We start from the raw sequence: 22310 nt of genomic DNA, 5'->3' as shown, positions 1-22310 counted from the left end.
CGATTTTCGATATGCCCCCGTTCAGCCATCGCAAGGAGGCTCGATGAACGATGAGTTGCAGCACCTGAAAAACCTCGGCAAGACCTCTGCGCAGTGGTTGCATGCGGTCGGCATCCACAGTGCATCCGACTTGCGCAGGCTCGGCGCGGTCGGCGCTTATCAAGCAGTGAAGAGTAGAGGCTTTCGCGCGTCCAAGGTCCTGCTGTATGCAATCGAGGGGGCGTTGCTCGACATGCATTGGAATGATTTGCCGGCCGAACGCAAGGAAGCACTGAATCAACAGCTGGACGCAAAATGCACGCTGCAGAAAAATCTTAAATAAATTGCAGCGAAGGGATTGATGTAGAAATGAGAATCGTTATGATTATCACAACTGGTCGCGAGACTGGTTGGGTAATTTGAAAGACCTTGGTTCGGACTCTCAGATTATCTCCTCATCAGGCTAATCACGGTTATTGACCCGGCTTTTTGCCGGGTCTTTTTTTGCCTGCGATTTGGGCTCAAGCGCCGCCGCTGGCCGCGGATGATCAGTGCTGGCTGCGCAACTGGGCGCAGTAGTCCTGCTCTGGCAGCGCCGCCGTAAACCAGACATAGTCGGCCATGCCCGGCTGCACTTCGCTGCCGACTTCGGCCAGCAACAAGACTTTGCTCGCGCCCTTGGCGCCGAGATCAGCCAAATGCAGCGGCACGCCGAGGTCGTTGCGCACGTGGGCACTGCCGGCGAACAGTAACGCCGGTTGCGCTGCCGCCAGCAACCGCTCGGCGATACGCCGGTCGCGTTGCTGCTGCACCGCGAGCATTGCCGGCAACTGGCTTTCAGGCAGCAGCCCGCAGTGCCCCTCACGCACTTGCTTGAGCAGTTCGGCTTTGACAGCAGGCGCACTCGAGCGCTGGCCACTCAGCGCAGCAGGCTGCCGATAGGCCTGGCGCATTTCGCTGGTGGACAGATTGGCCGCCAGCAGCGGCGTCGACTGCTGCAACGCCTGGCGCACGATCGGGCCGTACAGCGCCCAGTCCCAGCCGTCCTGCCAGGCCAGGGCTTTGGCCAGGTCGGCCGGCAGTTGCGCGGCGCCAGCCACCGCGTCGACCCGCGCCTGCTGCTCGGGCTGGAGCATTTCCAACAGCAGGCTGCCTTGCGCTCGGCGCGCCTGCAGCGCCTTTAGCAGCCATAGCTGCAGCGCGTGGTGATCAGGGTTGTCGTGCTTCTCTCCAACCAGCACCCGCGGCGCCTGCGCCAACTCATCCAGCAGTTGCTCAGGGCTGAGCAGGCGGCCACTGGCGAGTTCGCGAATCTGCCCCAATTGCGCACTGGTGCGGCCCTCGCTGGCTTGCCAGACGGGCAGCGGCGGCAGGCTGGCCTGTCGCGCCTGACAGCCGCCAAATACAACCAGCAAACCAAGCAACAACAGGCGACAGATCATGGGCAAGCTCCTTAGCGCATGATGATCAGCGGGTGGCCGCGTTCAGGATGATCCTGCACCAGCACATCGATGCCGAACACCGCCTTCAGCGCCTCTGGCGTCAGGACCTCGCGCGGGCTGGCCAGGGCGTGGCAACGGCCGTGCTCGAGCAGCATCAGCTGGTCACAGTAGCGCGCGGCCAGGTTCAGGTCATGCAGGATTACCAGTACCGCCGCGCCGCGGTCGGCAAAGCTGCGCACGGCCTGCAAGGTGGTGTGCTGGTGCAGCGGGTCGAGCATCGAGGTGGGTTCATCGAGCAGCAGCGTCGCGCCCGCCTCGCCTGGCCATAATTGCGCCAGCACCCGCGCCAGGTGCACACGCTGGCGCTCACCGCCCGACAACGCCAGGTAACTGCGCGCAAGCAGATGCTGGGCATCTGCGGCGTGCAGCGCGGCTTCGATGATCTCGCGGTCACGCTGCTGGCCGCTGGCATGGGGCAAGCGGCCAAGACCGACCACTTCTTCAACGCGAAAGGCAAAGCCAAGGCTGGACACCTGCGGCAGCACCGCCAATTGCCGTGCCCGCGCCTGCCCGGCCAATTCGGCCAGGCCCCGCCCGCCAAGACGCACCTGGCCCTGACTGGGGATCAGTTCACCGCACAGCGCGCCGAGCAGGCTGCTCTTGCCAGCGCCATTGGGGCCCAGCACACCAAGGATCTGCCCAGGCTTCAGGCTCAGGCTTATATCGTGCAGCACTTCGGTGCTACCACGCTGCAAGTGCAGGCCTTTGGCTTCGAGCATCAGTGGCGCCCCTTGAGCAGCAACAGCAAGAAGAACGGCGCCCCAATGAACGCAGTAACGATGCCGATCGGCAGCTCGGCGGGCGCCAGCGCCAGCCGGGCGACCAGGTCAGCGAACAGTAGCAGCGAGCCGCCGGCAAGCAATGAGGCTGGCAGCAGCACCCGGTGATCCGGCCCGGCCAGCAGCCGCACCAAGTGCGGCACCACCAGCCCGATAAAGCCGATCAGGCCGGCGGCGGCCACTGCTGCGCCTACGCCCAAGGCGGTGCAGAACACCAGCTCGCGCTTCAGCGACTCGACCTCGACGCCCAGATGCCGAGCCTCCGACTCGCCCAACAGCAAGGCATTGAGTGCCTGCGCCCGCCTGGGCAGCCACAGCGCCACGGCGAGGGTCACCACCAGCAACGGCCACAGCCGGGCATAGCTGGCGCCGTTGAGGCTGCCCAGGTTCCAGAAGGTCAAGGTGCGCAGGGTGGCGTCATCGGCCAGGTAGGTGAACAAGCCCACTGCCGAGCCGGCCAGGGCAGTCAGCGCGATACCGGCCAGCAGCATCGTGGCGACATTGGTTTGACCGTCACGCCGGCCCAGCCGGTAGACCAGCGCGGTGACTCCAAGGCCACCGGCAAAGGCACATACCGACAGCAGATACGGCGCAAACCACTCCGGGATACCGCCCAGCCAACTGCCGCCGACAATCGCAATAGCGGCGCCGAGCGCAGCACCGCTAGCCACGCCGACCAGCCCTGGGTCCGCCAGCGGGTTGCGAAACAGGCCTTGCATGGCCACTCCGGACAACGCCAGCACGGCGCCCACCGCCAGCCCGAGCAAGGTCCGCGGCAGGCGGATCTGCCCCAGGATCAGCTCGGCCTGCTCCAGCCCATCAGCGGCAATCGGCACGCCGAGCAGGCGCAAGCCGGCGCGCAGGGTATCCAGCAATGGCAGGCTGACCGGCCCCAGCGCCAGCGACAGCCATACTGCGAGCAGGCAGAGCAGGCTCAGGCCGATGAACAAGGTGCGCGGCTGAACCCTCTGTTTCATGGGGCGAAGCTGGCCTTGGCCTGTGGATAGAACTCACCCGCCAGCTGCTGCAGAGTCGCCGGCAGACGCGGGCCGAGGCCGCCCACCAACAGGGTTGGGTCCAGCGACACCAGGCGCTTCTCGCGCACCGCGCGCGAGCTGGCTAGGCCTGGATTTTCCTTGAGCAGCGCTTGCACCGCCTGCTCACCACTCAAGCTGCGGTCGGCAATCACCACCACGTCGGGGTCGAGCGCTGCCAGTGCTTCGACCGAGAAGTTCTTGTAGCCCTGATGCTCGGCCAGGTTACGCCCGCCGGCCTGGCCCAGCAGCCAGTCCCCTGCCGTACCCGCGCCGGCGATCAATGGCTTGGCACCGGCATGGCCGACCAGCAGCAACACACCGGGCGCTTTCTGCGCAGCCTGCGCCTGTTTGACCTTGGTCTGTACGGCGTCCAGCTCATGATGGAACTGTCCAGCGAGCAGCCCGGCGCGGCCGTCTTCGCCAAGCAGACGGCCCAGTTTCTCAAGGTTGGCATCCAGTGCCGCCAGCTCAGGCTTGCTCGAGAACACCTCCACCCGCACCCCGGCCTGGCGAATCTGCGCCAGCACCGGCGGCGGGCCCATTTCGTCGGTGCCGACCAGCAGATCAGGACGCAGGCTGAGGATGCCCTCGGCCGACAATTGGCGCTGATAGCCGATGCTCGGCAGCGCAGTCAGTGCCTCGGGATGCTGACTGGTGGTATCGACGCCGACCAGCCGCTGCTCACCACCCAGCGCGCTGATCCACTCACTCAAGGCACCGCCGGCACTGACCCAGCGCTGCGGTAGTTCGGCAGCCGCCGTCTGAGTGGACATAACAAGTGCAGCGCACAGGGCAAGCAGAGCAGCAGGACGGCGCATAAGCGGATTCCTTTACAGAAGACAGGCCGTGCGCCTTGTGGCACACGACAGAACTGCGCACCATAGTCGGCCAACGCAACAGCGCACAGTTTGATAATTATTCTCATTGAGCGTCAAGCGCTGCCTTGTGCCAACCTTTTACCGCAGGACGATTTCCCGCGATGCAGCTTCTATGTGCTTCCGAGCAACTTGCTGAAGGCCACAGCCGTGCATTCAACGTAGCAGGGCAGGCGCTGTTTGCCGTGCGTCGCCACGGCCAGGTGTTTGTCTATCGCAACCGCTGCCCGCACAAGGGCATCCCGTTGAACTGGGCAGACGACACGTTTCTGGATGCCAGTGCCAGCCTGATCCACTGCGCCCAGCATGGGGCGCTGTTTCTGATCGAGAGTGGCGAGTGCGTGGCCGGCCCGTGCGAGGGCGAGCAGCTGCACGCCCTGGCCTGCCATGAAGACAGCCAGGGCATCTGGCTCAGCGCGTGAGCAACACCGGCAGCGGGCGGTCGATGCGAATCTGCTGGGCATCCAGGCAGGTGCCGTAGGCGATCACCTCGACGCCTTCGGCAACAGCTGAGCGCAACGCCGTGGCGTAGGCGGCATCGATTTCTTCGGCAGGCCGCACCGCTTCGATCCCGCTGAGATTGACGCAATACAGCTGCACCGCACGAATCCCCTGGCGGGCCAGTGCCGCCAGCTCGCGCAGATGCTTGGCACCGCGCTGGGTGACGGCATCGGGAAACGCCGCCACTGCGCTGTCCGGGTAGCCGAGGGTGACACTCTTGACCTCGACATAGGCAGGCCCACTGGCAAACTCCAGACGAAAATCAATCCGGCTGCGCTCGCTGCCATAGGCCACCTCGCGCTTGAGTGCGGTAAACCCGGCCAGCTCGCTGATCACCCCGGCGTGCAAAGCCTCTTCAACCAGTGCGTTGGCCCGCCCGGTATTGATGCAGGCCAGCCGGCCCTGTGGCGTCTCGCTGATTTCCCAGGTGCCGGGCAGCTTGCGCTTGGGGTCGTTGGAGCGACTGAACCAGACCTGCCCGCCTTCGCGCATGCAGTTGAGCATCGAACCGGTATTGGGGCAGTGAATGGTCAGCAGCTCGCCGTTGGCCAGTTCGATATCGGCCAGAAAGCGCTTGTAGCGGCGCAGCAGGCGGCCCTGTTCCAGTTGAGGAAACTGCGCCATCAGCCTTGCCAACTACGCAGGCCGCGGGCCAGCCGCTCAACCGCCTGTTCCAGCCGCGGCAAGCTCTGGGTATAGGCGAAGCGCACGTGGTGCCCAGCCTGATGGCGGCCGAAGTCCAGGCCTGGAGTAAACGCCAGATGCTCGGTTTCGAGGAAGTGCCGGCAGAAGGCGAAGGCGTCGCCACCGAACTTGCTGATGTCGGCATATAGATAGAAGGCGCCTTGCGGCTCGACGGCGATGCCGAAGCCAAGGTTGCGCAACGCCGGCAGCAAATAGTCGCGGCGCTTGGCAAATTCGCCACGGCGCTGTTCGAGAATGGCCAGGGTGTCATCCTCGAAACAGGCCAGCGCGGCGTGCTGGGCCATGCTTGGGGCGCTGATGTAGAGGTTTTGCGCAAGCTTCTCCAGATCGGCCACCGCCTGCGGCGGCGCGACCAGCCAGCCCAGGCGCCAGCCGGTCATGCCGAAATATTTGGAAAAACTGTTCAGCACAAAGGCGTCATCGGCCACTTCGAGCACACTCGGCGCATCCATACCGTAGGTCAGGCCGTGATAGATCTCGTCCACCACCAGATGGCCATCACGGGCGCGTATCGCTTGCGCCAGGCCGGCCAGTTCATCGCGGTCGAGCACGGTACCGGTGGGGTTGGCCGGCGAGGCCACCAGCGCACCGACGCTGTCCTGGTTCCAGTGCTGCGCGACCAACTCGGCGGTCAGCTGATAATTGACCTCTGGCCCGACCGGCACCAACTGCGCGGCGCCCTCGACCAGCCGCAGGAAATGCCGATTGCACGGGTAGCCCGGGTCTGCCAGCAGCCAGTGTTTGCCGGGGTCGACCAGCAAGCTGCTGGCCAACAGCAGCGCGCCCGAGCCGCCTGGCGTGATCAGGATGCGCTGCGGGTCGATGTCCAGTCCGTAGCGCTTGCCATAAAAGGCAGAGATCGCTTCGCGCAGTGCGGGTAGCCCGCGCGCGGCGGTGTAACGGGTATGCCCCGCCGCCAGCGCAGCCTGGCCGGCAGCCACGATCGGCGCGGCGGTGGTGAAATCCGGCTCGCCGATTTCCAGATGGATCACGTCATGGCCGGCGGCCTGCAGCTCGTTGGCGCGGGCCAACAGGGCCATGACATGGAAAGGTTCGATGGCGCGGCTGCGCGCGCTGTAGGACTGAGCCATTGTGGGCCTTCTATGAAATGCATCTAGACTGGTGAATCAAGCGTCAACATGCCACTGAACGCGTAGCGCGGGCCGCTGTCAACAGTGAGATCGGCCGGGGTAGCGCACCCCCGATCTATCTGGTAAGTTCGGCGGCTCGCAGTCGCAGGGCCGGCGGTCGCCGGAGATGGAGCATCCTGCGCATTGGATCAGATGAGTGAGAGGCGGTCTATTCATGTCCACCCTAGAAAAGCAAAAAGCCAGTCAGAACCTTTATGGGGTTGAGCCCTATCAGGAGAGCAAGGGTGAAGAGTACATGGGTGAACCCATGCGCAAGCACTTCACCAAGATCCTGAGTGCTTGGAAGCAAGAGTTGATGATCGGCGTCGACAAGACCGTTGACCATATGAAAGAAGAGGCGGCCAACTTTGCCGACCCAGCGGACCGTGCCTCGCAAGAGGAAGAGTTCGCCCTTGAACTGCGCGCCCGCGATCGCGAGCGCAAGCTGATCAAGAAGATCGACAAGACCCTGCAATTGATTGTCGACGAGGAATACGGCTGGTGCGAAGCCTGTGGCATCGAGATCGGCCTGCGCCGTCTGGAAGCTCGCCCTACCGCTGACCTGTGCTTCGATTGCAAGGAAGTGGCAGAGAAGAAAGAAAAGCAGGTCGGCAAAGCCTGATCGTGCTTTTCATCGAACGGGGCGCTCAGGCGCCCCGTTTTTCATTGTGAAGATGACGTAAACCATGACTGCCTCCCCCTACGTCGGGCGCTTCGCCCCTACCCCCAGTGGTTTCCTGCACTTCGGCTCGCTGGTGGCCGCCCTGGCCTCGTGGCTGGACGCCCGCGCCGTCAATGGCCGCTGGCTGCTGCGCATGGAAGACACCGACCCGCCGCGCGAGATGCCCGGCGCCCGCGATGCGATCCTGCGCACCCTCGAAGGCTACGGCCTGCACTGGGACGGCCAGGTGGTGTACCAGAGCCAGCGCCATGCTGCCTATGCCGACGTGGTCGAGCACCTGTTCCGTCAGGGGCTGGCTTACGCCTGCACCTGCTCGCGCAAACAACTTGAGGGCAGCAACGGCATCTACCCTGGCACTTGCCGCAACGCCGGTCACGCCCGCGAGGGCGCGGCGATCCGCTTGCGCGTGCCGGAGCTGAGCTATCGCTTCGATGATCGTGTGCAAGGGCCGTTCGCCCAGCACCTGGGCCGCGAAGTCGGCGACTTCATCATTCAACGCCGCGATGGTTTGTATGCCTACCAGCTGGCGGTGGTGCTGGACGATGCCTGGCAAGGCGTTACCGATATCGTGCGCGGCGCCGACTTACTCGACAACACCCCGCGTCAGCTGTACCTGCAAGAACTGCTGGGTTTTTCCCAGCCGCGCTACCTGCACATCCCGTTGCTGATCCAGCCCGACGGGCACAAGTTGGGTAAATCGTACCGCTCGCCACCGCTGGCACCTGAGCAGGCCACCCCCCTCCTGCTGCGCGCGCTGCGTGCACTGGGCCAAGCGACCGAGCCTGCGCTTGAGCAGGCCAGCCCGGCTGAGGTGCTGGAGATCGCGCGCCAGCGTTGGCGCCCTGAGGCCATCGCCCGCCAGCTGACCCTGGCCGAGGCTGATCTGCGCTAGTTGCCGGTCCCGCGCCGTGGGCTCGCTGCAGCCCTTGGCGCGCGGTAAAAATCGAGCAAATTCAATTTCTTGCCCACAGCCGTAGAATCCCGCTAGCATCGGCCCGGCCATTGGCGCCGATTTGCGCCAATAATAAGTGCAAATCCGCAGCGCCCACTCATCGAGGCCCGCATGTACATCTATCGCTTGGTCCTGCTGCTGGTGGTCGGGATCTACCTGTTCTCGCCGGCCATCATGGACTGGTGGATCGAGCCCACCGGCGCCTGGTACCGCCCGTACCTGCTGTGGCTGATCCTGATCGTCGTCACCTTCATCCTGCAGAGCCAACGAGATGCCGATGAGCTTTAGCCTGACCCAGATGATCCTGATCAGCGCCGGGTACCTGCTGGTACTGTTCGGCGTGGCCTGGATCAGCGAGCGCGGGCTGATCCCGCGTTCGGTCATCCGTCACCCGCTGACCTATACCTTGTCGCTCGGCGTCTACGCCAGCGCCTGGGCCTTCTACGGCTCGGTCGGCCTGGCCTATCAGTATGGCTATGGCTTTCTTGCCTGTTACCTGGGCGTGTCGGGGGCGTTTCTGCTGGCGCCGGTGCTGCTCTATCCGATCCTGAAGATCACCCGCACCTACCAGTTGTCATCCCTGGCCGACCTGCTCGCGTTTCGCTTTCGCAGCACCTGGGCCGGCGCGCTGACCACCATCTTCATGTTGATTGGCGTGCTGCCGCTGCTGGCCCTGCAGATCCAGGCGGTGGCCGACTCGATCAATATCCTCACCGGCGAGCCGGTCAAGGCCCGGGTCGCGTTCGCCTTTTGTGCGCTGATCACCCTGTTCACCATCTTCTTCGGCTCGCGCCATATCGCCACACGCGAGAAACACGAAGGGCTGGTGTTCGCCATCGCCTTCGAGTCGGTGATCAAGCTGATCGCCCTCGGCGGGGTCGGCCTGTATGCGCTGTATGGTGTGTTCGGCGGCCCACACGGCCTGGAAGTGTGGCTGCTGCAAAACCAGACCGCCCTCGCCGCGCTGCACACGCCACTGCAGGAGGGCCCATGGCGCACGTTGCTGCTGGTGTTCTTCGCCTCGGCGATCGTCATGCCGCACATGTACCACATGGCCTTTACCGAAAACCTCAGCCCGCGCGCACTGGTCAGCGCCAGCTGGGGCCTGCCGTTGTTCCTGCTGCTGATGAGCCTGGCCGTGCCGCTGATCCTGTGGGCAGGGCTGCGCCTGGGCGCGAGCACCAACCCCGAGTATTTCACCCTTGGCCTGGGCATTGCCGCCAATAATGAGGCACTGGCACTGCTGGCTTACGTCGGCGGTTTGTCGGCTTCCAGCGGGCTGATCATCGTCACCACCCTGGCGCTGTCGGGCATGGCCCTCAACCACCTGGTGCTACCGCTGTATCAGCCACCAGCCGAAGGCAATATCTATCGCTGGCTGAAGTGGACCCGGCGCGCGCTGATCGTCGCCATCATCACCGCCGGCTTCGTCTTCTACCTGACCCAGAACAACCACCAGAGTCTGGCCAACCTCGGCATCGTTGCCTTTGTCGCCACCTTGCAGTTCCTCCCCGGCGTGCTTTCGGTGCTGTACTGGCCGACCGCCAACCGCCGTGGCTTCATCGCCGGCCTGCTGGCGGGCATGCTGGTGTGGATGGTGACCATGCTGTTGCCGCTGCTGGGCAACCTGCAGGGCTTCTATATCCCGCTGCTGGACATGATCTATGTGCTCGACGACACCAGCTGGCACATGGCGGCGATTGCGTCGCTGGCCGCCAACGTCTTGCTGTTCACGCTGATCTCGCTGTTCACCAACGCCAGCAGTGAAGAAGTCAGCGCCGCTGAAGCCTGTGCGGTCGACAACGTGCGCCGGCCACAGCGGCGTGAACTGTACGCCGCTTCGCCGCAGGAGTTCGCCACCCAGCTGGCCAAACCGCTGGGCGCCAAGGCTGCGCAAAAAGAAGTCGAGCAAGCCCTGCGCGACTTGTACCTGCCGTTCGACGAACGCCGCCCTTACGCCCTGCGCCGTCTGCGCGATCGCATCGAGGCCAACCTGTCCGGCCTGATGGGCCCAAGCGTTGCGCAGGACATGGTCGAAACCTTCTTGCCGTACAAATCCGGCAACGAAAATTACGTAACCGAAGATATCCACTTCATCGAAAGCCGTCTTGAGGATTACCACTCGCGCCTGACCGGCCTGGCCGCCGAGCTCGATGCGCTGCGCCGTTACCACCGCCAGACCTTGCAGGAGCTGCCCATGGGCGTCTGCTCGCTGGCCAAGGATCAAGAGATCCTGATGTGGAACAAGGCCATGGAAGAGCTGACCGGGATTGCCGCCAAGCACGTGGTCGGCTCGCGCCTGGTCACCATCGCCGAGCCCTGGCGCGGGCTGCTGCAGGGCTTTATCGACCTGCCCGACGAGCACCTGCACAAGCAGCGCCTGGGCCTCGACGGCCAGACCCGCTGGCTCAACCTGCACAAAGCCGCCATCGACGAGCCTTTGGCACCGGGCAACAGCGGCCTGGTGCTGCTGGTCGAGGACCTCACCGATACCCAGGCGCTGGAAGACAAACTGGTGCATTCCGAGCGCCTGGCCAGCATTGGCCGCCTTGCCGCCGGGGTCGCCCACGAGATCGGCAACCCGATCACCGGCATCGCCTGCCTGGCGCAGAACCTGCGCGAAGAGCGTGAGGACGATGGCGAGATCACCGAGCTGTCCAGCCAGATCATCGAGCAGACCAAACGCGTCTCGCGCATCGTCCAGTCATTGATGAGCTTCGCCCATGCCGGCGGCAGCCACCAGAACAACGAAGAGCCGGTGTGCCTGGCCGAGGTCGCCCAGGATGCGATCGGCCTGCTGGCCCTCAACCGGCGCAATTTCGAGGTGCAGTTCTTCAACCTGTGCGACCCGGATCACTGGGCCGAGGGTGACCCACAGCGCCTCGCCCAGGTGCTCATCAACCTGCTGTCCAACGCCCGTGATGCCTCGCCCGCCGGCAGTGCCGTGCGCGTGCGCAGTGAAGTCAGCGAGCACACCGTCGACCTGGTGGTCGAGGACGAGGGCAGCGGCATTCCGAAAAACATCATGGACCGCCTGTTCGAACCGTTCTTCACCACCAAGGACCCTGGCGAGGGAACCGGACTGGGGCTTGCACTGGTCTATTCCATCGTGGAAGAGCATTATGGGCAAATCACCATCGACAGCCCCGCCGATATCGAACGGCAGCGTGGCACCCGGATCCGCGTGACCCTGCCCCGGCATGTCGTAGCGACGTCCCCTGAAATTCGCGACCGTCGAGAGAATTGAATCAATGCCGCATATTCTGATCGTCGAAGACGAAACCATCATCCGCTCGGCCTTGCGTCGTCTGCTTGAACGCAACCAGTACCAGGTCAGCGAAGCGGGCTCGGTGCAGGAAGCCCAGGAACGCTTCAGCATTGCCACATTTGACCTGATCGTCAGCGACCTGCGCCTGCCTGGCGCCCCCGGTACCGAGCTGATCAAGCTAGGCCAGGGCATCCCGGTGCTGATCATGACCAGCTACGCCAGCCTGCGCTCGGCGGTCGACTCGATGAAAATGGGCGCGGTCGATTACATCGCCAAGCCGTTCGACCACGACGAGATGCTGCAGGCAGTTGCGCGCATTCTGCGTGATCGCCAGAACGCCCCGGCGGCCGCCACCAGCAGCCTCGAGCCGCGCAGCAACGGCAAACCGGCTGTTGCCGACAAGGGCAGCCACAATGCTGCCAACGGCGAGATCGGCATCATTGGCACCTGCGCGCCGATGCAGGACCTCTACAGCAAGATCCGCAAAGTGGCACCGACCGACTCCAATGTGTTGATCCAGGGTGAGTCGGGTACCGGCAAAGAGCTGGTCGCACGCGCACTGCACAATCTGTCGCGACGGGCCAAGGCGCCGATGATTTCGGTCAACTGCGCAGCCATCCCTGAAACCTTGATCGAGTCGGAACTGTTCGGCCACGAAAAAGGCGCGTTCACCGGCGCCAGCGCCGGCCGTGCCGGTTTGGTCGAAGCGGCTGACGGCGGCACGCTGTTCCTCGATGAAATCGGCGAGCTGCCACTCGAAGCCCAGGCGCGCCTGTTGCGCGTGCTGCAGGAAGGCGAGATCCGCCGGGTTGGCGCGGTGCAATCGCAAAAGGTCGACGTGCGCCTGATCGCTGCGACCCACCGTGACCTGAAAAATCTGGCCAAGGTCGGCCAATTCCGCGAAGACCTTTATTACCGCCTGCACGTGATCGCCCTCAAGCTGCCGGCCTTGCGCGAGCGCGGCAGTGACGTCAACGAAATCGCCAGCGCCTTCCTCGCCCGCCAGAGCGCACGCATCGGTCGCGATGACCTGCACTTCTCCAGCGAGGCCGAGCAGGCGATTCGTCATTACAGCTGGCCGGGTAACGTGCGCGAGTTGGAAAACGCGGTCGAGCGCTCGGTGATCCTCAGCGAGAGCCCGGAAATTTCCGCCGAGCTGCTGGGCATCGACATCGAGCTGAGTGACCTGGACGACGATGACCTGCTTGACGGCATGTCCGCCCTGGGCAGCGTCAGTGCCGGTAACGCCAGCCACGAGCCGACCGAGGATCTGTCGCTGGAAGACTACTTCCAGCACTTCGTGCTTGAGCATCAGGACCACATGACCGAGACCGAACTGGCGCGCAAGCTTGGCGTCAGCCGTAAATGCCTGTGGGAGCGGCGCCAGCGCCTGGGCATCCCACGGCGCAAGAGCAACGCCACCAGCGACAACTGATCGGCGCCCAATAACGGGGCAAGCCGTCTACCACGGGGTTACCGTGGCAGAGGGCTTGCCCCGTTTGCGTTTGTGCAGGTAACACGCCAGCGCGCCTGCAAAAATCTGTTACCCATCCCCGCCTGCCGTAACAGCCACCGAGGCGTACGGTAACGAAATTTCTACATCTGCTCCGCTCTCGACCTGAGCAAAACCCGGAAAACCCCCGTATTTGCTGGGTTTTCAAAAGTTGGCACGGCACCTGCTATATCTTTGGTACAAGAACAATAACAAGCATTGCAACTCAGAATAAGAACAAGACGAAACGGCTCACGCACAATAAAAACAAGACGGCGGAGGCGCAGCTAACTGATTCTTTTGGAGAGGAGTTGTGTTTGGGGCTTGCCCCACGACCAGGCAGAGAACAACAAAAACTGCACTAAAGCAGCGCCTACACTGGTTGGATCGACAGATCAGCATCACCTCAGCGGCCAAAGCAATCCGTTTGCTCTTTACCCCCGGTTTGGGGGTCGTCCACAAGTTTCGCGCTTTGTGGGCAGGGCACTCAACAAAAACAAGAAGCCCAGCAGAAAAACAATAAGAGCACGCAACGACTTCTTGGGGAGCTTAGGCTCCCCTTGTCGTTTCCGCCTCCCGCGCAAGCACCCGTGGCATACCGCCTACACCATCCCCGAAGTAAATGCTAGAATCCCCGCCCATCATGCGGCCATTCTCTATCCCTTGGCCGAACATTCCTTCAAACAGTGCATCCCATGCTGAAGAAGTTGTTCCAGTCGTTCCGTCCTCCCGTTAGTGGTCAACACCACAGGCGCACCACGCCTGAAGTGATCAACAAGAGCCAGCACTCGCTGCAGCGCAGCCAGTTCAGCCGCCATGCGGTGGGCATTGTCGATCGCCTGCAGGCTGCCGGATACCAGGCTTACCTGGTTGGCGGCTGTGTGCGTGACATGCTCCTGGGCATCACGCCCAAAGACTTCGATGTCGCCACCAGCGCCACGCCTGAACAGGTCCGTGCCGAGTTTCGCAATGCGCGAATCATTGGCCGCCGCTTCAAGCTGGTTCACGTGCATTTCGGCCGTGAAATCATCGAAGTGGCCACTTTCCGTGCCCACCACAGCGATGAAGGCGAGGGCGACAGCCACCGTTCGTCGCATAATGCCAGCGGTCGTATTTTGCGCGACAACGTCTACGGCACCCTCGAAGACGACGCCCAGCGCCGCGACTTCACGGTCAATGCGCTGTACTATGACCCGGTCAGCGAGCGCATCCTCGACTACGCCAACGGCATGCCCGATGTGCGTAACCGCCTGCTGCGCCTGATTGGCGACCCGGTCCATCGTTACCAGGAAGACCCGGTGCGCATGCTGCGCGCGGTGCGCTTTGCGGCCAAGCTCAACTTCGGCATCGAAAAGCACACGGTGCAGCCGATCCGCGAGCTGGCACCGATGCTGCGCGATATCCCGCCAGCACGGCTGTTCGAGGAATGCCTCAAGCTGTTCCTCTCCGGCCACGGCGCCATCGCCTTCGAAATGCTGGTCGACCTGCATCTATTTGAACCGTTGTTCCCAGGCAGCAGCCACGCCCTGGAAGAGCGCCCAAGCTACACCCACACGCTGATCAGCAACGCCTTGATGAACACCGACCTGCGCGTCAAGCAGGGCAAACCGGTAACGCCGGCGTTCCTCTTCGCGGCCATGCTCTGGCCGGCCCTACCGGGCCGTGCACTGTACCTGCAGAGCCAAGGCGTACCGCCGATCCCGGCAATGAACCAGGCCGCCCACGACCTGATCGCCGAACAGTGCCAGCGCATTGCAATCCCCAAGCGCTTCACCCTGCCGATCCGCGAGATCTGGGACATGCAGGAGCGCCTGCCACGGCGCAGCGGCAAACGCGCCGACATGCTCCTGGACAACCCGCGCTTCCGCGCTGGCTACGACTTCCTGCTGCTGCGCGAGAGCGCCGGCGAGGAAACCGAAGAGCTGGGCCAGTGGTGGACCGACTACCAGGACGCCAACGACAGCGAACGCCGGGCCATGATCGCCGAGCTGGGCAGCCGTGATGACGGCAGCGGCGCCGCGCCACGCAAACGCAAGCGCAGCGGTACCAAGCGCAAGCGCAGTGCTGACGAAGCGTTCGACTAAGCATGAGCGTGCGCGTGTACATCGGCCTGGGCAGCAACCTGGCCGAACCTGCCGAGCAACTGCGCAGCGCCCTCGATGCCTTGGACAAGGCCGAGGGCACGCGCCTGGCAGCGGTTTCCGGCTTCTACGCCAGCGACTCGCTGCTGCCCGGCCAGCCGCGCTACACCAATGCCGTAGCCGCGCTCGACACCACGCTCGAGCCGCTGCAGCTGCTCGATGCGCTGCAGGCGATCGAGAACGATCAAGGGCGCGTGCGTCAGGAACGCTGGGGCCCACGCACCCTCGACCTGGATGTGCTGCTGTTTGGCCAACAGGTGCTCGACAGCCCGCGCCTGACCGTGCCGCACTACCACATGCACGCGCGCCCGTTCGTGCTCTACCCGCTGGCTGAGCTGGTGCCTGCCGACTTCGTCCTCGCCGATGGTCGCAGCCTTGCGCAAATGCTCGCCGCCTGCCCGTTCAGCGGCCTCGAACGCCTGTAATTCGGGCGATCTTGACGGCGGTAACGCCAGTAACACCCTTGCCGTAACAATGCGGTAACAGGGTGATTGACTTCCCTCCCCTCGCTCACGACTATAGGCATCCCGTGGCCTCGACGCGCCACACTTAACCTATTTGGGCCCGGGCGGGTCTGAACATCACGAACGATGATGTGCCGCTCCGCATCGCACCTGCGCAAGGTTGTACCCAGGTCGATTGCACAGCGCCTGAACGAGGACTTTCTACATGCCTGAAGTAACCCTGACCACCCTGCATGGCCTCAAGGCCAAGGGTGAGAAAATCGCCATGCTGACCTGCTATGACGCCACCTTCGCCAAGGCTGCCAGCCAGGCCGGGGTCGACGTGTTGCTGGTGGGTGACTCGCTGGGAATGGTCCTGCAAGGGCATGACAGCACGCTGCCGGTGACCACTGCAGAAATGGCCTACCACACGACCTGCGTCAAACGCGGCAACGACGGCGCACTGATCCTCGCCGATCTGCCGTTCATGGCCCACGCCACGCCTGAGCAGGCCTTCGCCAACTGCGCCAGCCTGATGCAGGCCGGCGCGCACATGATCAAGCTCGAAGGCGCGGCCTGGCTGAGCGAGACCATTCGCCTGCTGGCCGAACGTGGCGTGCCGGTGTGCGCCCACATGGGCCTGACCCCGCAGACGGTCAACGTGCTCGGCGGTTACAAGGTGCAGGGTCGGCAGGAAGCCCAGGCGCGGCAGATGCGCGCCGACGCGATTGCTCTGGAGCAAGCCGGTGCGGCCATGCTACTGCTCGAATGCGTGCCCAGCGAGCTGGCTGCGGAGATCACCCAGGCCGTGGCCATTCCGGTGATCGGCATCGGTGCCGGTAACGCCACCGACGGCCAGGTGCTGGTGCTGCACGACATGCTCGGCCTGTCGCTGACCGGGCGCATGCCCAAGTTCGTCAAGAACTTCATGCTCGGCCAGGCCGATATCCAAGGCGCCCTGAGTGCTTACGTGGCGGCGGTCAAAGACGTCAGCTTCCCGGCTGCAGAACACGGGTTCAGCGCATGAATACCGTCAAGAGCGTCCGTGAACTGCGCGCAGCCGTGGCCCGCGCCCGCAGCGAAGGCAAGCGCATCGCCTTTGTCCCGACCATGGGCAACCTGCACAGCGGCCACGTCGCCCTGGTGACCAAAGCCACCCAGCGCGCCGACTTCGTCGTGGCGAGCATCTTCGTCAACCCGCTGCAGTTTGGCGCCGGCGAGGACCTCGACAGCTACCCGCGCACCCTTGCCGCTGACCAGGAGCGCCTGCTCGAGGCAGGCTGTCATTTGCTGTTCGCGCCGACCGTGGATGAAATGTACCCCGACGGCACCACAGTGCAGACCCGGGTCAGCGTGCCGCAACTGTCCGAAGGCCTGTGTGGCGCCAGCCGCCCGGGGCATTTCGAAGGCGTGGCCACGGTCGTCAGCAAGCTGTTCAATATGGTCCAGCCCGACCTGGCCGTGTTCGGCGAAAAGGACTACCAGCAACTGGCGGTGATCCGCACCATGGTGCGCGACCTGAACATGCCGATCCATATCATCGGCGAGCCAACCGTACGCGCCGATGATGGCCTGGCGCTGTCCTCGCGCAACGGCTACCTGACGCCCGAGCAACGCGCTGCAGCGCCGGCGCTGTACCGCGAGCTGAGCGTGATGGCCGACGCCATCCGCCATGGCCAGCGCGACTTTGCCGAGCTGATCGTGGCCGGTCAGGCCCAACTGCTGGCGGCAGGCTTTCGCCCGGACTATCTGGAAGTGCGCCACGCACTGACCCTGCGCCCGGCCATGGCCGATGACCGCGACGTGGTGGTAATTGCCGCAGCGTACCTGGGCACCACACGCCTGATCGACAACTTGTACCTGCATCTGGACGAGCCCACCGCCTGATTGCAACCCGGGGCCGCCACGCGGCCCCAAATTATCCCCGCCTGACCCCATTCCCCCCGCGCCAGCCATGCCTATAATGATCAACTGCCTGCAACTGCCAGCGGCTGCCAGTTGTCCAAGGCCAGATCATGCATCAAGGAAACCCTTCGCAATGGCGTATTACCGTACCCCCCATGATGTGACGACGCTGCCAGCCTGGCAGGCGCTGCAACAACACCGCGACGCCATGCAGGATTTCAGCATGCGCGACGCCTTCGCGGCCAATCCGCAACGCTTCGATCAGTTCTCCCTGAGCAGCTGCGGGCTGTTTCTCGATTACTCGAAAAACCTGATCAACGATGAGACCCGCAAGCTGCTGGTCAACCTGGCCACCGACGTCGACCTGGCAGCAGCCATCAAGTCGATGTTCAGCGGCGAGATCATCAACGCCTCCGAAGGCCGCCCGGTACTGCACACCGCCCTGCGCCGCCCGGTTGGCGACAAACTCAGCGTCAACGGCGTCAACGTGATGCCCGAAGTGCACAAGGTACTCAACCAGATCACCGAGCTGGTCGGCCGCATTCATGACGGGCTGTGGCGCGGCTACAGCGAAAAACCGATCACCGACGTGGTCAACATCGGCATCGGCGGCTCGTTCCTCGGCCCTGAGTTGGTTTCCGAAGCCTTGCTGCCGTACGCCCAGCGCGGCGTGCGCTGCCACTACCTGGCCAATATCGACGGCAGCGAATTCCACGAGCTGTCGGCCAAGCTTGCGGCCGAGACGACCCTGTTCATCGTATCGTCGAAGTCGTTCAACACCCTCGAAACCCTGAAGAACGCCATGGCCGCCCGCACCTGGTACCTGGCCCAGGGTGGCTCCGAAGCCGAGCTGTACCGTCACTTCATCGCGGTCTCGAGCAACAAGGCCGCAGCCGTCGCGTTCGGTATCCGCGAAGAAAACATCTTCCCGATGTGGGACTGGGTTGGCGGGCGTTACTCACTGTGGTCGGCGATTGGTTTGCCAATTGCGCTGGCCATCGGCACGGCCAACTTCAAGGAGCTGCTGTCGGGCGCCTACACCATGGACCAGCACTTCCAGACCGCGCCGTTCGAGCAGAACATGCCGGTGCTGCTGGCCCTGCTTGGCGTCTGGTACGGCAACTTCTGGGATGCGCGCAGCCACGCGATCCTGCCGTACGACCATTACCTGCGCAACATCACCAAGCACCTGCAGCAGTTGGACATGGAGTCCAACGGCAAGAGCGTGCTGCAGGATGGCAGCCCGGCGCCAACCGCGACCGGCCCGGTGATCTGGGGCGGCGTTGGCTGCAACGGCCAGCATGCCTATCACCAGTTGCTGCACCAGGGCACCCAACTGATCCCGGCCGACTTTATCGTGCCGGTGGTGAGCTTCAACCCGGTGGCCGACCATCACCAGTGGCTGTACGCCAACTGCCTGTCGCAGAGCCAGGCACTGATGCTCGGCAAGACCCGCGAAGAAGCCGAGGCCGAGCTGCGTGGCAAGGGCCTGAACGAAGCCGACGTGGCCAAGCTGGCGCCGCACAAGGTTATCCCTGGCAACCGCCCGAGCAACACCCTGGTGGTCGAGCGGATCAGCCCGCGTCGCCTCGGCGCGCTGGTGGCGATGTATGAGCACAAGGTGTTCGTGCAGAGCGTGATCTGGGGCATCAATGCCTTTGACCAATGGGGCGTCGAGCTGGGCAAAGAGCTCGGCAAAGGCGTGTACCAACGCCTGGTCGGCGCTCAGGAAGAAGCCGCTGAAGACGGCTCCACCCAAGGCCTGATCAATTACTTCCGCGGTCGTCACCGCGGCTGATCAAGCCCTGCTGCAAGCCCCGGCGCGGGGCCAGCTTGCCCTCTGCAGTAGCGTTCGATTGAGCGGTACTGCAGGGGGCAAGCTGGCCCCGCGCTTTGCATTGCGCCGGCAACCCCGGAGGAACACCCGCGCCGACTACACTGTCCATCGAATAGCCGTTGCACTTCATCCTGCCTTGCGCGACGCGGTGAGGTGCAGTCCCTTGCCACGACAAGAGCAGGACCACCCGCCATGTTCGATCTCAGCAAGTACCCCACCGCCCTCGCCGTCAGCCAGGCCGCCGAGCTCAGCGCCGACGACTATCAACGCCTCTATCGACAGTCGATCGATGACCCGGACAGCTTCTGGGCCGAGCAAGCCAAGCGGCTGGACTGGATCAAGCCCTGGAGCAGCGTGCAACAGGCCGACCTTGCCAGCGGCGATGCCAAATGGTTCGCCGGCGGCAAGCTCAACGTCAGCTACAACTGCATCGACCGCCACCTGGCCAAACGGGGTGAGCAGACCGCGCTGCTCTGGGAAGGCGACGACCCCAAGGATTCGCAGGCCATTAGCTACCGCGAGCTGCACCGCCAGGTCTGCCGCCTGGCCAACGCACTGAAGGCGCGCGGGGTGAGCAAGGGCGATCGGGTGTGCATCTACATGCCGATGATCCCTGAGGCGGCTTACGCCATGCTTGCCTGCAGCCGCATCGGCGCGATCCACTCGGTGGTATTTGGTGGCTTCTCGCCCGACGCCCTGCGCGACCGCATCCTGGATGCCGACTGCCGCACGGTGATTACCGCTGATGAAGGCGTGCGGGGCGGCAAACGTGTACCGCTCAAGCAGAACGTCGACAAGGCCCTGGCCAGCTGCCCGGCCGTCAACAGCGTATTCGTGGTGCGCCGCACCGGTGGTGAAGTGGCCTGGGACAACCAGCGCGACCTCTGGTACCACACCGCCACCGAGCTTGCCGGTGACGACTCCCCACCCGAGCCGATGGATGCCGAAGACCCGCTGTTCATCCTGTATACCTCCGGCAGCACCGGCAAACCCAAAGGCGTGCTGCACACCACCGGCGGCTATCTGCTGCAGGCCGCGATGACCTTCAAGGTGGTATTCGATTACCGCGACGGCGAAGTGTTCTGGTGCACCGCCGATGTCGGCTGGGTCACCGGCCACAGCTATATCGTCTATGGCCCGCTGGCCAACGGGGCGATCTCGCTGATGTTCGAAGGCGTGCCCAACTACCCCGACAGCTCGCGTTTCTGGCAGGTCATCGACAAGCATCAGGTGAATATCTTCTACACCGCTCCTACCGCCCTGCGCGCCCTGATGCGCGAAGGCCCAGGCCCCCTACAGGACACCTCGCGGGAAAGCCTGCGCCTGCTCGGCAGTGTCGGCGAGCCGATCAACCCGGAAGCCTGGGAGTGGTACTTTCATCAGGTTGGCAAAGAACGCTGCCCGATCGTCGACACCTGGTGGCAGACCGAAACCGGCGGCATCATGCTCAGCCCGCTGCCGGGCAATGGGCAGATCAAACCGGGTTGCGCCACCCAGCCGATGTTTGGCGTGCAACCGGTACTACTCGATGACAAAGGCGCAGTGATCGACGGGCCAGGTTCGGGCCTGCTGGCAATCAAAGCCAGCTGGCCGGCGCAGATCCGCAGCGTCTACGGCGACCAGCAACGCATGGTCGACACCTACTTCAAGCCCTTCGCCGGCTACTATTTCACCGGCGACGGCGCCCGCCGCGACGCCGATGGCGACTACTGGATCACCGGGCGAGTCGATGATGTGATCAACGTCTCCGGCCACCGGATCGGTACGGCAGAAGTGGAAAGCGCGCTGGTGCTGCACGACGGCATCGCCGAGGCGGCCGTGGTCGGCTATCCGCACGACCTCAAGGGCCAGGGTATCTATGCCTTCGTCACGCCGATGAATGGCGTGAGCGCAGACGACGCCCTCAAGGCTGAACTGCTGGCGTTGGTCAGCAAGGAGATCGGCAGCTTCGCCAAACCGGAGATGATCCAGTGGGCACCGGCCCTGCCCAAGACCCGCTCGGGCAAGATCATGCGGCGTATACTGCGCAAGATCGCCTGCAACGAGCTGGACTCGCTGGGTGACACCTCGACCCTGGCCGATGCCAGCGTCGTGCAGGGCTTGATCGATACTCGCCTCAACCAATAGCTAGAGGTAGCCCATGGCGGGCTGCCGCGCATTGCAGGTCGCCATGGAAGCCTTACGCCGTCGTATCGAAACCCAGGTCATGAGCCTGACTGGCCTGGCCCTCGGCCAGCTTGACCTGGAGTCACCCAAAGGTGACCCCGGCCTGTTTGGCCCCGACAGCGTCAGCTGGCAGGTGCACGGCGATTTCCCGAGCATGCTGGTCGGCGGTATCAGTGCCTTGATGCTGCAACTGCTGCACCCGCTGGCCCTGGCCGGGGTGTGGGATCACTCCAACTTTCGCGAAGACCTGCTCGGGCGCCTGCGCCGCACCAGCCAATTCATCTCCGGCACCACCTTTGGCTCGACCCGCGACGCCAACTGGTTGATCGACAAGGTACGCACCATCCACCTCAAAGTCGTCGGCACCGCCGCCGATGGCCGGCCTTATGCCGCCAGTGACCCGGACCTGCTGACCTGGGTGCACGTTGCCGAGGTCAGCAGCTTCATGGCCGCCCACCTGCGTTACCGCAACCCGCATCTGGCGCAGGCTGATCAGGACGCGTACTACAACGAAATCGCCCTGATCGCCGAGCGCCTCGGCGCGCGCGACGTGCCACGCTCCTGTGCGCAAATCGAGGCCTACCTGCAACGCATGCGTCCGCAGTTGCGCTGCGATGCGCGCAGTCTGGAGGTGATCGATATCCTGCTCAAGGCACCGGCGCCAAGCCGCCTGGCAGCCCCCGTGGGCAAGCTGATGCTGCGGGCGGGCATCGAACTGTTACCAGGCTGGGGCCGGGATATGCTTGAGCTGCAACAAGGGCCACTGAGCCGGCGCTTGATCCGGGTAGGTATCGAGCGCACCGCGCCAGTCCTGCGCTGGGCCATGCGCGACAGCTCGGCGCACCGCGCGCGGCGGCGAATGGGCATCGAATAAGGTCATTCGGCTGATTCTGCGGAACCGATTTAACGTGCCATA

General features: G+C 63.9%; 20 protein-coding genes. 14 read left to right on the top strand and 6 right to left on the bottom strand.

What is annotated here, in order from left to right:
- The first annotated feature begins 43 nt into the window (after positions 1-43).
- A complete protein-coding gene (locus AC58X1_RS23140; RefSeq protein WP_101322131.1) occupies positions 44-322 on the top strand; it encodes a TfoX/Sxy family protein in 279 nt (92 codons plus the stop codon).
- Positions 323-527: 205 nt separating this feature from the next.
- Here the strand turns inward: AC58X1_RS23140 and AC58X1_RS23135 are convergent, their stop codons facing one another.
- The 4 genes from AC58X1_RS23135 to AC58X1_RS23120 are packed head-to-tail and all read right to left on the bottom strand — an operon-like array spanning position 528 to position 4115.
- On the bottom strand, positions 528-1421 hold the full coding sequence (locus tag AC58X1_RS23135) for a ChaN family lipoprotein (RefSeq protein WP_101322132.1): 894 nt from the start codon (positions 1419-1421) through the stop codon (positions 528-530).
- Between the two features lie 11 nt (positions 1422-1432).
- Positions 1433-2200 (bottom strand): heme ABC transporter ATP-binding protein, encoded by a 768-nt coding sequence (locus tag AC58X1_RS23130; RefSeq protein ID WP_497429523.1) that lies wholly within the window; start codon positions 2198-2200, stop codon positions 1433-1435.
- Positions 2200-3183: a FecCD family ABC transporter permease gene (locus tag AC58X1_RS23125; protein WP_181108667.1), complete on the bottom strand. Its 984-nt coding sequence runs from the start codon at positions 3181-3183 to the stop codon at positions 2200-2202. The genes AC58X1_RS23130 and AC58X1_RS23125 overlap by 1 nt, the downstream gene beginning before the upstream one ends.
- 50 nt (positions 3184-3233) lie before the next feature.
- Positions 3234-4115, bottom strand: a complete 882-nt coding sequence (locus AC58X1_RS23120) for a heme/hemin ABC transporter substrate-binding protein (RefSeq protein ID WP_150571331.1) — start codon at positions 4113-4115, stop codon at positions 3234-3236.
- A gap of 161 nt (positions 4116-4276) precedes the next feature.
- Between AC58X1_RS23120 and AC58X1_RS23115 the strand changes: the two genes are divergently transcribed.
- Positions 4277-4594, top strand: a complete 318-nt coding sequence (locus AC58X1_RS23115) for a Rieske (2Fe-2S) protein (protein ID WP_150571330.1) — start codon at positions 4277-4279, stop codon at positions 4592-4594.
- On the opposite strand, the gene sfsA is transcribed toward AC58X1_RS23115, so the two are convergent.
- Positions 4584-5297, bottom strand: coding sequence for a DNA/RNA nuclease SfsA (gene sfsA / locus AC58X1_RS23110; RefSeq protein WP_150571329.1), 714 nt, complete (start codon positions 5295-5297; stop codon positions 4584-4586). The genes AC58X1_RS23115 and sfsA overlap by 11 nt on opposite strands.
- Complete coding sequence (locus AC58X1_RS23105; protein WP_150571328.1) at positions 5297-6469, bottom strand: pyridoxal phosphate-dependent aminotransferase; 1173 nt, start codon at positions 6467-6469, stop codon at positions 5297-5299. The genes sfsA and AC58X1_RS23105 overlap by 1 nt, the downstream gene beginning before the upstream one ends.
- A gap of 214 nt (positions 6470-6683) precedes the next feature.
- On the opposite strand from AC58X1_RS23105, the gene dksA reads away from it, so the two are divergent.
- The 12 genes from dksA to AC58X1_RS23045 all read left to right on the top strand — a co-directional run bounded on the left by dksA (position 6684) and on the right by AC58X1_RS23045 (position 22268).
- Positions 6684-7130, top strand: a complete 447-nt coding sequence (gene dksA, locus AC58X1_RS23100; RefSeq protein ID WP_101322139.1) for an RNA polymerase-binding protein DksA — start codon at positions 6684-6686, stop codon at positions 7128-7130.
- Between the two features lie 64 nt (positions 7131-7194).
- Positions 7195-8082, top strand: coding sequence for a tRNA glutamyl-Q(34) synthetase GluQRS (gluQRS, locus tag AC58X1_RS23095; protein ID WP_150571327.1), 888 nt, complete (start codon positions 7195-7197; stop codon positions 8080-8082).
- A 171-nt stretch (positions 8083-8253) separates the two neighbouring features.
- The gene (locus AC58X1_RS23090; protein WP_003250005.1) at positions 8254-8430 is read left to right on the top strand and encodes a hypothetical protein; all 177 of its coding nucleotides are present in this window, start codon (positions 8254-8256) and stop codon (positions 8428-8430) included.
- Positions 8414-11389 carry a sensor histidine kinase gene (locus AC58X1_RS23085; protein ID WP_497429522.1) on the top strand — a complete coding sequence of 992 codons (2976 nt, stop codon included), beginning with the start codon at positions 8414-8416 and terminating at the stop codon, positions 11387-11389. Before AC58X1_RS23090 ends, AC58X1_RS23085 begins: the two co-directional genes overlap by 17 nt.
- A gap of 4 nt (positions 11390-11393) precedes the next feature.
- Positions 11394-12845, top strand: a complete 1452-nt coding sequence (locus tag AC58X1_RS23080) for a sigma-54-dependent transcriptional regulator (protein WP_101322142.1) — start codon at positions 11394-11396, stop codon at positions 12843-12845.
- A 752-nt stretch (positions 12846-13597) separates the two neighbouring features.
- Entirely contained in the window at positions 13598-14986 is a 1389-nt protein-coding gene (locus AC58X1_RS23075) for a polynucleotide adenylyltransferase PcnB (RefSeq protein WP_497429521.1), read from the top strand.
- A 2-nt stretch (positions 14987-14988) separates the two neighbouring features.
- A complete protein-coding gene (gene folK / locus AC58X1_RS23070; RefSeq protein WP_188036676.1) occupies positions 14989-15468 on the top strand; it encodes a 2-amino-4-hydroxy-6-hydroxymethyldihydropteridine diphosphokinase in 480 nt (159 codons plus the stop codon).
- A 244-nt stretch (positions 15469-15712) separates the two neighbouring features.
- Entirely contained in the window at positions 15713-16513 is an 801-nt protein-coding gene (gene panB / locus AC58X1_RS23065; protein WP_497429520.1) for a 3-methyl-2-oxobutanoate hydroxymethyltransferase, read from the top strand.
- A complete protein-coding gene (panC, locus tag AC58X1_RS23060; RefSeq protein ID WP_497429519.1) occupies positions 16510-17373 on the top strand; it encodes a pantoate--beta-alanine ligase in 864 nt (287 codons plus the stop codon). Before panB ends, panC begins: the two co-directional genes overlap by 4 nt.
- Positions 17374-17524: 151 nt before the next feature.
- Positions 17525-19189, top strand: coding sequence for a glucose-6-phosphate isomerase (pgi, locus tag AC58X1_RS23055; RefSeq protein WP_150571325.1), 1665 nt, complete (start codon positions 17525-17527; stop codon positions 19187-19189).
- A 231-nt stretch (positions 19190-19420) separates the two neighbouring features.
- Positions 19421-21355 carry an acetate--CoA ligase gene (gene acs / locus AC58X1_RS23050; protein WP_497429518.1) on the top strand — a complete coding sequence of 645 codons (1935 nt, stop codon included), beginning with the start codon at positions 19421-19423 and terminating at the stop codon, positions 21353-21355.
- 43 nt (positions 21356-21398) lie between these two features.
- Complete coding sequence (locus tag AC58X1_RS23045; RefSeq protein WP_497429532.1) at positions 21399-22268, top strand: oxygenase MpaB family protein; 870 nt, start codon at positions 21399-21401, stop codon at positions 22266-22268.
- Positions 22269-22310 lie beyond the last annotated feature (42 nt).

Source organism: Pseudomonas sp. PGPR N4, from assembly GCF_059693665.1.
The sequence above is the reverse complement of the archived record's forward strand: the minus strand, read 5'-3'. Positions and strand labels throughout refer to the sequence as shown.